Origin of the sequence: Leuconostoc mesenteroides subsp. mesenteroides ATCC 8293, assembly GCF_000014445.1 — a bacterium.
GTDB classification, from domain to species: Bacteria; Bacillota; Bacilli; order Lactobacillales; family Lactobacillaceae; genus Leuconostoc; species Leuconostoc mesenteroides.
Map to the genome: position 1 here is coordinate 687,200 of NC_008531.1, position 14,734 is coordinate 701,933.

Annotated in this window: 14 protein-coding genes; all 14 read left to right on the plus strand. The window is 38.9% G+C overall.

The window, feature by feature from the left end; genetic code table 11:
- The 14 genes from LEUM_RS03480 to purH all read left to right on the plus strand — a co-directional run bounded on the left by LEUM_RS03480 (position 1) and on the right by purH (position 14,642).
- Positions 1–996, plus strand: a complete 996-nt coding sequence (locus LEUM_RS03480; RefSeq protein ID WP_011679507.1) for a class A sortase — start codon at positions 1–3, stop codon at positions 994–996.
- A gap of 150 nt (positions 997–1,146) precedes the next feature.
- The gene (locus LEUM_RS03485; protein WP_011679508.1) at positions 1,147–2,376 is read left to right on the plus strand and encodes an ATP-binding protein; all 1,230 of its coding nucleotides are present in this window, start codon (positions 1,147–1,149) and stop codon (positions 2,374–2,376) included.
- Positions 2,377–2,465: 89 nt separating this feature from the next.
- Positions 2,466–2,804: a MerR family transcriptional regulator gene (locus LEUM_RS03490; RefSeq protein WP_010289022.1), complete on the plus strand. Its 339-nt coding sequence runs from the start codon at positions 2,466–2,468 to the stop codon at positions 2,802–2,804.
- 12 nt (positions 2,805–2,816) lie between these two features.
- A complete protein-coding gene (glnA, locus tag LEUM_RS03495) occupies positions 2,817–4,163 on the plus strand; it encodes a type I glutamate--ammonia ligase (protein WP_011679509.1) in 1,347 nt (448 codons plus the stop codon).
- A 267-nt stretch (positions 4,164–4,430) separates the two neighbouring features.
- A complete protein-coding gene (purE, locus tag LEUM_RS03500) occupies positions 4,431–4,916 on the plus strand; it encodes a 5-(carboxyamino)imidazole ribonucleotide mutase (protein WP_004164276.1) in 486 nt (161 codons plus the stop codon).
- Positions 4,913–6,022 (plus strand): 5-(carboxyamino)imidazole ribonucleotide synthase, encoded by a 1,110-nt coding sequence (gene purK / locus LEUM_RS03505; RefSeq protein WP_011679510.1) that lies wholly within the window; start codon positions 4,913–4,915, stop codon positions 6,020–6,022. The genes purE and purK overlap by 4 nt, the downstream gene beginning before the upstream one ends.
- Complete coding sequence (locus LEUM_RS03510; RefSeq protein WP_011679511.1) at positions 6,006–6,755, plus strand: phosphoribosylaminoimidazolesuccinocarboxamide synthase; 750 nt, start codon at positions 6,006–6,008, stop codon at positions 6,753–6,755. Before purK ends, LEUM_RS03510 begins: the two co-directional genes overlap by 17 nt.
- Position 6,756: 1 nt before the next feature.
- Positions 6,757–7,026 (plus strand): phosphoribosylformylglycinamidine synthase subunit PurS, encoded by a 270-nt coding sequence (gene purS / locus LEUM_RS03515; protein WP_004164272.1) that lies wholly within the window; start codon positions 6,757–6,759, stop codon positions 7,024–7,026.
- Positions 7,023–7,691: a phosphoribosylformylglycinamidine synthase subunit PurQ gene (gene purQ / locus LEUM_RS03520; protein WP_011679512.1), complete on the plus strand. Its 669-nt coding sequence runs from the start codon at positions 7,023–7,025 to the stop codon at positions 7,689–7,691. The genes purS and purQ overlap by 4 nt, the downstream gene beginning before the upstream one ends.
- Before the next feature lie 4 nt (positions 7,692–7,695).
- Positions 7,696–9,912 (plus strand): phosphoribosylformylglycinamidine synthase subunit PurL, encoded by a 2,217-nt coding sequence (gene purL, locus LEUM_RS03525; protein WP_011679513.1) that lies wholly within the window; start codon positions 7,696–7,698, stop codon positions 9,910–9,912.
- Positions 9,891–11,501, plus strand: coding sequence for an amidophosphoribosyltransferase (gene purF / locus LEUM_RS03530; RefSeq protein WP_011679514.1), 1,611 nt, complete (start codon positions 9,891–9,893; stop codon positions 11,499–11,501). The genes purL and purF overlap by 22 nt, the downstream gene beginning before the upstream one ends.
- Positions 11,498–12,535: a phosphoribosylformylglycinamidine cyclo-ligase gene (purM, locus tag LEUM_RS03535; RefSeq protein WP_011679515.1), complete on the plus strand. Its 1,038-nt coding sequence runs from the start codon at positions 11,498–11,500 to the stop codon at positions 12,533–12,535. Before purF ends, purM begins: the two co-directional genes overlap by 4 nt.
- On the plus strand, positions 12,529–13,119 hold the full coding sequence (gene purN / locus LEUM_RS03540; protein WP_011679516.1) for a phosphoribosylglycinamide formyltransferase: 591 nt from the start codon (positions 12,529–12,531) through the stop codon (positions 13,117–13,119). The genes purM and purN overlap by 7 nt, the downstream gene beginning before the upstream one ends.
- A complete protein-coding gene (purH, locus tag LEUM_RS03545) occupies positions 13,116–14,642 on the plus strand; it encodes a bifunctional phosphoribosylaminoimidazolecarboxamide formyltransferase/IMP cyclohydrolase (RefSeq protein WP_011679517.1) in 1,527 nt (508 codons plus the stop codon). The genes purN and purH overlap by 4 nt, the downstream gene beginning before the upstream one ends.
- The last annotated feature ends 92 nt before the right edge of the window (positions 14,643–14,734 follow it).

The window sequence follows — 14,734 nt, forward strand, 5'->3', positions numbered from 1 at the left end:
ATGATGATAAAATTGCCTTCAGTATTAGCAGTGGCGTCTAGTGGCGACATGACAGTATGGCAGATCATGCAAAAAATAGGGATATATGTTGCAGTTTTTGTGATGATCTTTTTGTTAGTTGCTGCTAGTCAACTCGTAATTTCTAGACTGCGTCATAAGAAGTTTAGTCATCATCATTTGTTTTATGATGCACTGTTTGTTACAAGTTTCATCTCGTTGCTTGTCCTTGGAGGTTCTTACTTATACCAAAAAAATGTGGCGGGTATCAAAACAGTTATTTTGAAACCAATTCATGAACAAGAACGCAAAACGGCTAATAAAAAAGCATCAGAGGATACAACTTCGCGCGCCCTGATTCGAAAAATGGTTATGCGAAATGCAACAAAAAATTTTGAGAAACAAGGATTTGTATCAATTCCAAGTACAAATATTTTATTGCCAATTTATAATGATGCCTATAGTGATGAAGGACTGAACCTTGGTGCAAATTACGCGAATAAATCTGAAAAAGATCCGGAGGGGAAACAAAAGCCAGTTATGGGACAAGGAAACTATGGGTTGGCAGCCCACAATTTTAATGATGGTCAGACTGGATTTAGCGCGTTGCAACAGACAACCAATAATGATTCACCGTATTTGCAAGATGGCAAGGTGAAGGGTTCATCATGGTTAAACGGGAAAAGCGTTTTGTTGGCTAATAGCAAGGGGATTTACCGATACGAAATTACTAGCCAAAATACAGTTGCATCAACAGAGGTATCAGTGTTAAACCCAACTAAGAAAGCACAGTTAACAATTATTAGTTGCCTTTTCCCATCAACGGCATATCGAATTATTACACATGCTGAATTGAAAAAAACATATACGTGGCGTAATGCACCCGAAAAATTGGTTAGTGAATTTAATTTGAAAGTACGCAATACTAATGCCCGTGTGAGTTGGTGGAATCCAGGAATAGAAGAAGGCGCCAATGGTGATGCTGGTGGAACAAAATAAATTGAATTGACTGAATAAAAATGGTTTCAGATAATGAAACCATTTTTTGATAAATAAAATTCATTACCATTTATTTATACAGTGAACAGCGCTATAATAAGCGAAAGCATAAAAATAGTGTCAAAAATTTTTCTTTATATAGGAATAAAAATGATAGATAAACAAAAACGTAAGGATACTTCACTAATATTTAAGCGACAATTTTTCGATGTGAAAGCACAAGAATATTTGCCCATTTCTGCTGATGAATTATTATCTCAGCACTTGCTAATTACTGGTGTTACTGGTAGCGGAAAGTCTTCGACTGCGCTAACAATTATAGAAGAACTCAAAAAGAACCAGCAGAATGTCATTGTATTAGATCCAACAGGTGAATTCCGTACAATACCAAATGTACAGCGTATTGTGTTGGGGGATGATGGTTTCTTTGATGTTACTCACTTAACGAGTGATCAAATTGCTCATCTATTAAATATTACAGATAAATCACTGCTAGCCAATTTACCCGCTGCAATTGAAAGTTTGCAAATACAAAACAATGTTGTAGCGAAACCAGGAATCTATAAAAAGATCAATAGAAGCCAAATTGAACATGATAACCTAGTGGAACAACTTAAAATTAAGGATAAATACTTTGATTTAAGCTTGCTGGCTAATCAGTTGCAAGAAGAATATATTACGCCTTATGTTGATGAGCGTGCTGATTTTTCATTATTAGGACAAATTTATGATAAGGAAGCCATTGCCAAAGCATGGTCAAGTCTTGCTCAATTAAAACAAACCTTAAAAAATAAACAAATACGTACTTTATTGTTAAGATCAACGAAACAAGAAATTGTGCACTATGATGTCGATTATTTACTGCGATTGTTTATAACACGTCGGGCGACGAAACAGAGTTTGATCATCGATTTATCTTTGTTTAGTCACGAACAAAAATTAAATCAAGTACTTGTTGAAATTCTGACTCTGCAGATGATGAGCATAGCAAAACTTAATGGACTAAGTTTTCCTGTAACAATCTTTATTGATGAAGCACATCGATACTTGTCTAATGATGGTCATGGCAATTACGGCATCTTTTCGTTAATTCGTGAGGGACGAAAACTAGGATTGGATTTGATGCTGAGTACACAAAGCCCATTAGATGTTCCTGTTGAGTTACTCGGGCAATTTGGTAGCTTTATCGTGCAGCGATTAAACACACGAAATGAAATGAAAAACTTATTAATCATCAAAGAGGACCTAATTGACCAAGTAGCACATTTAGCAACTGGGGAGGCGCTTTTAAAAACAATTGGTCGCCAGGAGTTGAAAAAGGTCAAAGTGGAACTGAGTACAATTAGCCATCAAACCGAAAATATTCCATTTGGTCTATAACTAAACTTAATGTTAGAAAACCTGACACATAATTTGCAAAGGTTATTAATTTCGTTTAGAATAAAAGTATCTTAAGCGGAGGTATTGTGATGAGCGAACGCGAATTGAGACGTAATTTATCAATTTTACCAATTGGTACTGTACGCGAGCTCACGTTATTGACTGATCGTCAGATTAGATACTATGAACAACAGAAATTAATTGCGCCGGGTCGCGGCAAAGGTGGCCAGAGACGTTTTTCATTAAATGATGTTGATCGTTTGCTCGAAATTCGTGATTTCTTGGATGCTGGAGACTCTATCAAGGATATTCAAGAAATTTTTGCCAAGCAACGCCGTAAAGCACAAGAAAAACAAGATTCAGAAGCAGCACTACGCCGTTCACTACAAAAAGAATTCGCCCAACTTGGACGATTCGGGGCTCATTAAGAAAGGACAATCATGGCTCGCAAAACTTTTACCAAAGAAGAAATTAAGCAAATCGTGGCAGACGAAAACGTGGAGTTTATCCGCGTAACATTTACAGACGTCTTGGGCGCTATTAAAAATGTCGAAGTGCCCACATCACAGTTAGATAAAGTGTTAGATAATGATTTGATGTTTGACGGTTCATCTATCGAAGGATTTGTGCGTATTAATGAATCAGATATGTATCTATATCCTGATTTGTCCACATTCATGATTTTCCCATGGGCGACTGACGGACACGGCGGTAAGGTGGCACGATTAATTGCTGATATTTATACAGCGGATCGTGAACCATTTGCTGGCGACCCTCGTCACGCACTACGTACTGTGTTAACAGAAGCACGTGAAGCTGGATTTACTTCATTTAATGTTGGTACTGAGCCTGAATTCTTTTTGTTCAAGCTTGATGAAAAAGGAAACCCAACCACTGAATTGAATGATAAGGGTGGCTACTTTGATTTGGCACCTTTGGATATGGGTGAAAATGTTCGTCGTGAAATCGTCTTGACATTGGAAAAGATGGGCTTTGAAATCGAAGCAGCTCACCACGAAGTTGCTGAAGGTCAACACGAAGTTGATTTTAAGTATGCATCAGCATTGGAAGCGGCAGATAACATTCAGACATTTAAGCTCGTTGTTAAAACAATTGCGCGTAAGAATGGTTACTTTGCAACATTCATGCCAAAACCAGTTGCTGGCATTAATGGTTCAGGTATGCACACAAACATGTCTTTGTTTACTAAAGAAGGCAATGCATTTGAAGATGTTTCTGATGAAATGGGACTTTCAAAAGCAGCTTATAACTTCTTGGGTGGTGTTTTGGAACACGCTACAGCCTTTACAGCTTTGGCAAATCCAACTGTTAACTCATATAAGCGTTTGACGCCTGGCTTTGAAGCACCAGTTTATGTTGCTTGGTCAGCTTCAAACCGTTCACCAATGGTACGTGTTCCAGCATCACGTGGGCAATCAACACGTTTGGAACTGCGTTCAGTAGATCCAACGGCCAACCCTTACACATCTCTTGCAGCAATTCTTGCTTCAGGATTAGATGGTATTAAGCGTGAGTTGGAACCATTGGCTTCAGTTGATAAAAACATTTATTTGATGGATGAAATTGAACGTGAGCGTGCCGGTATTACGGATTTGCCAGACACATTGTTGGCGGCAGTTCGTGAACTTGCAGCTGATGACGTTGTCCGTGCAGCGATTGGTGAACATATTGCTGACAAATTTATTGAAGCAAAGAAGATTGAATATACATCATATCGTCAGTATGTTTCTCAATGGGAAACAGATTCATATTTAGAAAAGTATTAATTTCGTAGAAGCAGAAATGCTTCTTTTTTATTGCTCAAAATTTTAGACGAACGTTCAGTTTTAATGTTTTTGTAAACGCATACATCGCTAACGTTCGGATAAAAACAAATAAATGTCAAAAACGTTCGTTATATACGAACTCTTTTTTAATTATTGTGAATTTTCTTATTTTAAAACGAACACAAATGTATAAAAATCTGTTAAATTGTAATTGTAAACGAACGATAACCTTGCAAATCACAAAAATTGTACATATTGGAGAAAAATATGCCTCAAGTTGCAGTTGTCATGGGATCAACTAGTGATTGGTCCAGCATGAAAAAAACTACAGAAATTTTGGATATATTAGGTGTTACTTACGAAAAACACGTCATTTCAGCGCATCGCATGCCTCAAGAATTACAAGCATTTGGCACACAAGCAAGAGACAATAAGCTTCAAGTAATTATTGCTGGTGCCGGCGGCGCGGCTCATTTGCCTGGTATGCTGGCAGCTAATACAACGCTACCAGTCATCGGCGTGCCGATGCAATCACGGGCACTAAATGGACTGGATTCTTTACTCTCTATTGTTCAAATGCCAGCAGGGGTCCCCGTTGCTACAGTTGCAATAGGTGATGCAGGTGCAAAAAATGCGGCAATTCTAGCTGCACAAATTATTGCTTTAAATGATAATGACGTATTGCAGGCCTTGAATGAATATCGAGAACGCCAAACAAAGACTTCTATTGAAAGCGAGGCAGAATTGATATGACAGGAGTAATTTTACCGCCGGCAACGATTGGTATTATTGGCGGTGGCCAACTTGGTCAAATGATGGCTCTTTCTGCAAAAGAAATGGGGTACCGTGTTGGAATTTTGGATCCCACGAAAGGCTCTCCAGCTGGGCAAGTATCAGATTTTCAGATAGTTGCTGATTATGATGATGTCGAAGCATTAAATGAATTATCACGACGAAGTGAAGTGTTAACATATGAATTTGAAAATGTTGATCGAGATGCATTGAATGAGCAAAGCGATGCAGAATTGCCGCAAGGTACAGAACTACTAAGAATTACAAGCGATCGCATTACTGAAAAAAAGTTTATTCGGGATGATGCTAAAGTACCAGTCACAAATTTCATTGAAGTAAATTCACCCGAAGATTTACGAAAGGTAACTTTACCAGCTATCTTAAAAACAGTGAGTGGAGGATATGATGGCCATGGTCAGTGGTCAATTAATACAGTGCAAGATATTGTTAATCTTGAAAAAGATTTTCCAGATATGCAATTAATTTTAGAACAAGTTGTGAATTTTAAACAAGAGCTAAGTATTATGGTTTCACGTTCCCAAGATGGGCAAATTGTGACCTGGCCGATTGTCGAAAATGTTCATGAAAATCACATTTTAAAAACGACAACAGCACCTGCTGACATCTCATTGACACTCAAGAATAAAATTGAAGCAATTGCTGAGAATATCGCTGAGTCACTTAAATTGCGTGGCGTACTTGGTATTGAGTTATTTGTCGCTGACGAGGAAGTATGGGTTAACGAATTAGCACCGCGACCACATAATTCTGGACATTATAGTATTGAAGCGACAAATGTATCACAGTTTGAAGGACATATTAGAAGTATTGTCGGTCTACCTATACCAAAAATTGAGTTGCAAAGCCCTGCTACAATGTTGAATTTGTTGGGCGATGAGTTAACACAAGCTAGAGAAGATTTAATTCATCATCCTGAGTGGCATTTTCACGATTATGGTAAATTGGCTGTTAAACCTAATCGTAAAATGGGTCATATTACGGTACTAGGAACAGAAAATGGTCGAAAATTAAAAGAATGGGGTGACTTGCATGAGCAGCGCAACTGAATACGAAGACAAAACAGTGACTCGCGGAGAACTGAAATATCAAGGTAAGGCGAAACAAGTTTATTTCACAGATAATCCTACAATTTTGTGGGTTCATTATATGGATCAAGCAACAGCTTTAAATGGTAAGGTACATGAAAATATACCAGAAAAAGGCCAATTGAATAGTGCAATTTCGCATATATTATTTGAACATTTAACACGTCAGGGCATTGAAAATCATTATCTTTCTTCGGTTTCTGAAACAGACGAACTGGACTTAGCCCTTGATATTTTGCCCATTGAAGTGGTTACGCGAAACTACGCATCAGGGCATTTTGTAAGTAAATTTAACGCAACGCCAATGCAAAAATTAACACCAGTTGTTCAAGAATTTTACTATAAATCAGACGAGCTGGATGATCCCTTCATGAATGATTCTCAAATTTTAGCTCTTGGTTTTGCCACATTATCTGAACTCACAAAATTACGTGCATATGCCCAAGAAGTTAATCAAGCGCTCACAGAAATATTTGATGAAATTAATATTAACTTAGTCGACTTTAAATTAGAATATGGTCGTGATAGTGAGGGAAAGTTAATCTTGGCTGATGAATTGTCACCAGATAATATGCGTTTGGTCGACCAAAAAACAGGTAAGTCACTTGATAAGGATGTATTTCGAAAACATGCTGGTGATGTTACTGTTGGTTATCGTGATGTTCTATCACGTTTAGAAAATTTGGAGAAATAATATGTACTTAGCAAAAATATATGTCACATACAAGCCATCAATCCTTGATCCACAAGGTGAAGTGATTAAAGCTGCGTTAAATCGTATGGATTATAGCGGAATCGAGCAAGTATCACAAGGAAAATATTTTGAAATTAAGCTGAAAGCGACCGATGTTGATGCTGCTACTTCAGAAGTTGAAAGTTTCACTGATGCCCTATTAATCAATCAAAATACCGAAACCTACCGCTTTGATTTATCTTTGGTAGATGAGGACGAGGTACTATCATGAAAGCTGCGGTTATTAGTTTTCCAGGATCAAATTGCGATTTTGACATGTTACATGCATTGCAAGAATTTGGTGTTGATGCAGAAATTGTTTCTGCAAAACATAATAATTTGAAAGCATATGATGCAATCTTTTTACCAGGTGGTTTTTCATACGGAGATTATTTGCGTACAGGAGCGATTGCCCGTTTTTCACCAATCATGAGTGCTGTGACACAGGCGGCTAATGATGGCAAGCTTATTGTTGGCATTTGTAATGGATTTCAAATTTTGACAGAAGCTGGTTTGCTACCTGGACAACTATTAACAAATAAAAAACCAGGATTTATTTGCGATGAAATAGCACTTTCAATTGCAAATCCAAACACTGCTTATACAAATGCTTATGATTCTGAAGAAATAATTAATATTCCTGTGGCACATGCAGAAGGAAATTATTATGCCGATGCAGAAACATTGACGAAACTTGAAGAGGATAATCTGATTGTTTTCCGATATGTGGATAATCCCAATGGATCAGCACATGATATAGCGGGGATTATGAATGAAAATGGTAACGTCTTTGGTATGATGCCACACCCAGAGCGTGCAGTTGATGCAGTGACTGGTAACGAAGATGGTAAGAACTTTTTCAAAAGTATTTTGAGCGGCATTCTAGCAGGAGCCTAATATAATGACAACAAATGAATTATCACCCGAAGAAGTACGTGACAGTAAAATTTATATAGAGTGGGGGCTTACAGAACAAGAATATGATTTGATTGTTAAGGAGTTAAAGCGTCTACCTAATTTTACTGAAACAGGCATTTTTTCAGGAATGTGGTCGGAACACGTTTCTTATAAGAAATCAAAGCCAATTTTGCGCAAATTCTGGTCATCCAACGAACGGGTTTTACAGGGACCAGGTGAAGGTGCTGGAATTTTAGACATTGGTGACAATCAAGCAGTTGTTTTTAAGGCTGAAAGTCATAATCATCCTTCATTTGTTGAACCGTATGAGGGGGCAGCAACCGGAGTTGGCGGTATCTTACGTGATATTTTTTCAATGGGTGCCCAACCTATTGCTGTACTGGATTCGCTACGTTTTGGTGAATTGGACAATGCGCATACAAAACATATTGTTGACGGTGTCATAGCAGGAATTGCGGGATACGGTAATGCGATTGGTATTCCCACAGTGGGAGGCGAAATTGGTTTCGATGGCGTTTACGCTGGCAATCCATTGGTAAATGTTATGGCTGTTGGCTTGATGGACCAAAATGCTATGCAAGTTGGACAAGCTAAAGGCATAGGAAATTCAATTATCTATGTTGGTGCTAAAACTGGTCGTGATGGTATTAATGGCGCTTCATTTGCCTCTGCTGAGTTTTCAAGTGCAGAAAAATCTGATCGTTCGGCTGTTCAAGTTGGCGATCCATTCTTGGAAAAGTTGGTGATGGACGCAACGCTCCAAGCAATTCGTGAACATTCTGATATTATTGTTGGCATTCAAGATATGGGTGCAGCTGGACTCCTATCTTCGAGTTCTGAAATGGCTGCTAAAGCAGGCATGGGTATTCACTTGAACTTGGATATGGTCCCTCAACGTGAAACAGGAATGACGCCATATGAACTAATGTTGTCAGAGTCGCAAGAACGCATGGTGCTGGTTGTTAAAAAGGGTGAAGAACAAGCTATTATTGATTTGTTCCAATCGGCTGATTTAGATGCTGTAATCATTGGTCAAGTTACCGATGATGGTCGTTATCGATTAAACTTCAAAAATGAAGTTGTTGCAGATGTGCCTGTTGATTTCTTAACGCATGCGCCAAAGCAAGACTTACCAATGATTGAACCGGCAAGATTGGCGAACTTTACAGATGAACAATTTGAGCCAGACATGGGTAACGTCAAAGAAACAATATTAACATTACTCGCACAACCAACAATTGCTTCTAAAGCATCGTTGTTCCGACACTTTGATTCTCAAGTGCGCGCTGATACGGCTATTAAGCCTGGTGGAGATGCGGCGTTGATTCGTATTCGTGATACGCAAAAGGCATTAGCGATGACAACAGATGTCAATGCTCGTTATTTATATCTCAATCCACGTGTGGGTGCCAAAATGGCAGTTGCTGAAGCGGCTAGAAACATTGTATCCACAGGGGCAAAGCCAATTGGCATCACAGATGGCTTGAACTTTGGTTCACCGGATAATCCAGAAGTTTATTATGAGTTGGATCAAGCTGTTGCTGGGATTAATGACGTGGCTAAACAGCTTGACACACCAATTATTTCTGGAAACGTGTCTCTTTACAACGAAACAGATGGGCAAGCAATTTATCCCACACCAATGATTGGCATGGTTGGTTTGCTTGAAGATATCACAAAAGCAACACGAACGGCATTTCAAAAAGCAGGCGATAACATTTATCTTGTAGGGCGAACGAAAGATAGCTTTAACGGTTCAGAAATTCAAAAGATGCAAACAGGACATATTGCCGGTCAATTATTTGATTTTAATGATGAGGACGAGTTAGCAGCGCAACAGGTCATTCTAGATGTCACTGATCAACGTCTGCTTAATAGTGCGCATGATTTATCTGAAGGTGGATTAATCGTTGGTCTTCTTGAGAGCGCCTTTGCTGGAAATCTTGGTTTTGATATCTCGGTAGACTTAGCCGATAAGTATTTATTTTCGGAAACACCAAGTCGTTTTGTAGTCAGTGTGTCACCTGAAAATAGGACAACATTTGAATCACTAGCCGGTGACCGAGTAATAAAATTAGGTGTGGTTACAGCAGATGATACGATTAATATTACAACGACAACAAGCGATATTCAATTGTCATTAATCGAAACGAAGAAAATCTACCAGGAGAGTATCGCATGGAAACTAAATGCGGAGTAACGATGATGAACGAACAAAAAAATGAAACATCACGTCTTAATGTGCGTAGTTTGAATGAAGAATGTGGCATTTTTGGCGTCTGGGGTCGATCCGATGCGGCGCAATTAACATACTATGGACTACATGCATTACAACATCGTGGTCAAGAGGGTGCTGGTATTGTTGCTAACAATAATGGTCATTTGTGGCAAGAACGTGGTTTAGGTCTACTGAGTGATGTTTTTCGAGATACATCTCGCATTGAAGCATTAGCTGGGAAAAGTGCTATTGGTCATGTGCGTTATGCCACAGCTGGATCTAATGGTTTAGAAAACATCCAACCTTTGATGGTGAATTTTCATGACATGCAAATCTCATTAGCGCACAATGGTAATTTGACAAATGCCCTTACATTACGTGAAAATTTGGAAGAAGAAGGGGCCATTTTTCAATCATCTTCTGATTCTGAAATTTTATTGCATTTAATTCGCCGATCTAAAGCAGACAAATTTATTGATAAACTAAAAGAAGCTTTAAACATTGTACATGGTGGATTTGCGTTCTTGCTATTGACGCCACATGGAATGTTTGCTGCGTTGGATCCACACGCGTTTCGACCTTTTGTCATTGGTCAAATGCCGGATGGTCACTACATTGTTACATCTGAAACAGCTGCTATTGAAGTTGTTGGTGCCAAGTTCGTACGCGATGTACAACCTGGCGAACTAATCGCGATTGACGACAATGGTTTAACCATCGATACATATACTGATAAAACCACTTTAAATATTGACTCGATGGAATATATCTATTTTGCTCGCCCTGATTCAATGATTTATGGTGTGAATGTACACAAGGCACGTAAGCGGATGGGGGCAGCTTTAGCAGCAGAACAGCCGGTTCCGGAAGCAGACATTGTTGTTGGCATTCCGAACTCTAGTTTGAGTGCAGCCGCTGGGTTTGCTGAAGCCAGTGGTTTACCAAATGAGATGGGGTTAGTAAAAAATCAATACATTGCGCGTACATTTATTGAACCAACACAAGATAAAAGAGAACGAGCCGTTCGTATGAAATTAAGCGCTGTCCGTGACGTTGTTGTTGATAAAAATGTCGTTTTGATAGATGACTCAATTGTTCGTGGAACAACCTCTATGTTCATCGTGCGAATGCTGAAAGAAGCTGGTGCTAAATCAGTTCATGTAAGAATTGCGAGTCCTATATTTAAATTTCCGTCATTTTATGGCATTGATATGCAAACAACAGAAGAACTGATGGGCGCAAATCATTCATTGCTTGAAATGACAAAAATGATTGAAGCTGATTCACTTGGATTTTTGTCAGTTGATGCACTGGTTAAGGCAATTGACTTACCATATGATGGAGAAGGAACTGGGCTAACGACCGCTTACTTTGATGGGCATTATCCAAGTCCAATTTATGATTATAAAGCCAGTTTAGACCGATTTGTTCGTTCTGGAGAAGTTGATTTCGTTCCTGAACCAGTAACCACTTATCATCCCCGTCAAGTGGCTTCATTGCGACATCAGGAGCTTTTGTCAGATGGCACTATCCATTTAGATTCACAAACAATTCAGGGGGTGGAAATATGAGTGAGAAAAATGCGTATCAGAAAGCTGGCGTCGATATCAAGGCTGGAGAACGTGCTGTTGATTTAATGAAAGATGCAGTTGCAGATACATATAATGACCAAGTGCTTGACGGTATTGGTGGTTTTGGCGCTGCATTTGCTTTAGGAAAAGGATACACTGATCCGGTTTTGATTTCAGGCGCTGATGGGGTAGGAACAAAACTACTGTTGGCTATCGCTGCGGATAAACATGATACAATTGGACAAGATTTAGTAGCGATGGTGGCTAATGATATCTTAGCTCAGGGCGCAAAGCCAGCTTTCTTACTGGATTATTTAGCTGTGGACAAGATGAGACCAGAAGTTGTTGCTGAAATTGTCACTGGCATTGCCAAAGCCGCCAAAGCATCAAATATGTCTCTAATTGGTGGTGAAAGTGCTGAACTACCAGGATTGTACGCGGAAAAACATTATGACTTAGCAGCTTTTGCTGTTGGTATTGCAGAGCGGCAACAATTATTGTCTGCAAAAAATGTCTCTGAAGGAGATGTTTTGATTGGTTTGCCATCTTCTGGAATTCACTCTAACGGCTATTCGCTAGTACGTCAGGTTTTTGGTGTTCAGTCGGATGACGACTTTAATCAATTATCTCCTGAGACAAAGGCAACCTTACTGACTCCAACAGCTTTATATGCTCAATCTGTTTGGCCGGTTGTTGCAGCCAACCTTGTGCAGTCCATGGCGCATATTACTGGTGGAGGAATCATAGAGAACTTACCTCGAGCATTGCCCGATAATGTTTCTGCTGAAATAAGCTGGGGTTCATGGCCAATTTTGCCTATTTTCCACGAACTACAAGCTAAAGGACATTTATCTTTAGAAGATATGCTATTGACGTTCAATAATGGATTAGGTATGATTCTGATTGTAAAGCCACAACAATTAGCAGATGCAATGACCTTATTAACTCATCAAAATCAAACAGCCTACGTGCTTGGTAAAATAACGCCTGCTCAGAACGATCGAGTTGTCTTTACAGGTAATGAACCATGGTGAGAAAAGTAAAGTTAGCAGTTTTTGCGTCTGGTACGGGGACCAACTTTCAAGCATTAAATGATGCTATTTTACAACGAAATCTGAATGCTGAAATCGTACGTTTGATTGTTGATAAATCAACTGCTGGTGCCCTGAATTTAGCAAAATTATTCGGTATTCCTGCTACAGCAATCAAATATTCTAATTATGAAACGAAGATCGAAGCGGAACAGGTCATTATTAATCAACTTAAAACAGATCAAGTTGATGGTATTTTATTGGCTGGTTATATGCGTATTTTGACGCCAAAGTTAATCGATGCCTATTCAGGGAAGATTATTAACCTCCATCCGGCCATGCTGCCTAAATTCCCGGGACGACACAGCATCCTAGATGCCTTTGAAGCCGGTGTTTCAGAGACCGGTGTAACCGTTCATTTTGTGGATAATGGCATTGATACCGGTGAGATAATTGCTCAAGAAGCTGTCCCAATTTTGGTGAATGATACCATTGATTTACTTGAGACACGTATTCATAATGTTGAACATGTGCTGTATCCCAACACACTTGCAAAGTTAATAGATGAAGGAGTATTTTTAAAATGACACGAGCATTACTTAGCGTTTCTGATAAAAGTGGTTTAATCCCTTTTGCCAAAAATTTAGTTGAATTAGGTTATGAATTGGTATCTACTGGCGGTACTCATAAAGTGTTGATCGATGCCGGTTTAGATGTTATTTCAATTGATGAAGTAACTGATTTTCCAGAAATGTTGGATGGCCGTGTAAAAACTTTACATCCTCGTGTCCATGCTGGTTTACTTGCTCGTCGTGACTTACCAGAGCACATGGCTAAATTAGCAGAATTTGATATCACACCGATTGATATGGTAGTTGTTAATTTATATCCCTTCAAATCAACCATCCAAAAAGAAGGTGTTACTGAGGCGGAAGCAATTGAAAACATTGATATTGGTGGACCCTCAATGTTACGTTCTGCAGCTAAAAATTTTGCATCAGTTTTGCCAATTGTGGATCCAAAAGATTATGATGTTGTTGTCAATAAGCTAAAAGCTGGTGAAGTGGATCGTGAATATCGTAAGTCATTAGCCGCAAAAGTGTTTCAACATACTGCCAGTTATGATGCCTTGATTGCCAATTATTTGACGGAAACATCATTTCCTGAAAATCTAACATTAGCTTACGAAAAATTTGATGATATGCGTTACGGGGAAAATCCACATCAACCAGCTGCTGCCTATAAGACAGCCTTACCTGAAGCCTATTCGGTTCTGAATGCTGATATTTTACACGGCAAACAATTGTCATATAACAATATTCGTGACGCTGATGCAGCCCTTAGAATAATTGCTGAATATGAAGAAACGACAGTTGTTACAGTTAAGCACATGAATCCAGCTGGAATAGGGCAGGGACAAACTTTGGAAGCTGCTTGGGATCAAGCCTTTGCTGCTGACGATATTTCAATTTTTGGTGGTATTGTAGCGCTTAATCGTGAAGTTGACGCAGCAACTGCCGAAAAGATGCATGATATTTTCCTTGAAATTATTATTGCACCAAGCTTCACACCGGAAGCATATGAAATTTTAGCAGCTAAAAAAAATCTTCGTTTGCTGACATTACCATTTACAACAAGTATTCCACAAAAATTGGAAGTCACTTCCGTATTAGGTGGGGTGGTTGTACAAGAGCGTGATTTGGTTGGTGAGTCTGAAAATAATTTTACCGTGGTTTCAAAAGCACAGCCTACTAAAGAACAGTTACAGGCAATGGTTTTTGCTCAAAAAGTAGTGAAACATGTGAAGTCAAATGCTATTGTTGTCGCTCGTAATGGTCAAACATTAGGCATCGGTGCAGGACAGCCGAATCGTATTGATTCAGTTGTTTACTCAATCCAAAAGGCAGAAAAAAAGCCAGGGTTTGATGAAGCAGTATTAGCTTCAGATGCATTTTTCCCAATGGATGATTCTGTTCAGTATGCAGCAGAACATGGTATTAAAGCGATTGTTGAGCCTGGTGGATCTATAAAAGACAAGGATTCGATTGCCAAGGCTGATGAATTGGGCGTTGTCTTAATCTTCAGTGGAACACGTCACTTTAAACATTAAAATACTGACAAAAAGCGCTGTTTAGAGCGCTTTTTTAGTTGAATCACATTATTTTTTTAGGTATACTTATCTATACGAACAAATATTCGCTT

Coding starts and splice junctions, on each gene's coding strand:
- LEUM_RS03480 (WP_011679507.1), top strand. CDS start 1: ATGATGATAAAATTGCCTTCAGTATTAGCAGTGGCGTCTAGTGGCGAC.
- LEUM_RS03485 (WP_011679508.1), top strand. CDS start 1,147: ATGATAGATAAACAAAAACGTAAGGATACTTCACTAATATTTAAGCGA.
- LEUM_RS03490 (WP_010289022.1), top strand. CDS start 2,466: ATGAGCGAACGCGAATTGAGACGTAATTTATCAATTTTACCAATTGGT.
- glnA (WP_011679509.1), top strand. CDS start 2,817: ATGGCTCGCAAAACTTTTACCAAAGAAGAAATTAAGCAAATCGTGGCA.
- purE (WP_004164276.1), top strand. CDS start 4,431: ATGCCTCAAGTTGCAGTTGTCATGGGATCAACTAGTGATTGGTCCAGC.
- purK (WP_011679510.1), top strand. CDS start 4,913: ATGACAGGAGTAATTTTACCGCCGGCAACGATTGGTATTATTGGCGGT.
- LEUM_RS03510 (WP_011679511.1), top strand. CDS start 6,006: ATGAGCAGCGCAACTGAATACGAAGACAAAACAGTGACTCGCGGAGAA.
- purS (WP_004164272.1), top strand. CDS start 6,757: ATGTACTTAGCAAAAATATATGTCACATACAAGCCATCAATCCTTGAT.
- purQ (WP_011679512.1), top strand. CDS start 7,023: ATGAAAGCTGCGGTTATTAGTTTTCCAGGATCAAATTGCGATTTTGAC.
- purL (WP_011679513.1), top strand. CDS start 7,696: ATGACAACAAATGAATTATCACCCGAAGAAGTACGTGACAGTAAAATT.
- purF (WP_011679514.1), top strand. CDS start 9,891: ATGGAAACTAAATGCGGAGTAACGATGATGAACGAACAAAAAAATGAA.
- purM (WP_011679515.1), top strand. CDS start 11,498: ATGAGTGAGAAAAATGCGTATCAGAAAGCTGGCGTCGATATCAAGGCT.
- purN (WP_011679516.1), top strand. CDS start 12,529: ATGGTGAGAAAAGTAAAGTTAGCAGTTTTTGCGTCTGGTACGGGGACC.
- purH (WP_011679517.1), top strand. CDS start 13,116: ATGACACGAGCATTACTTAGCGTTTCTGATAAAAGTGGTTTAATCCCT.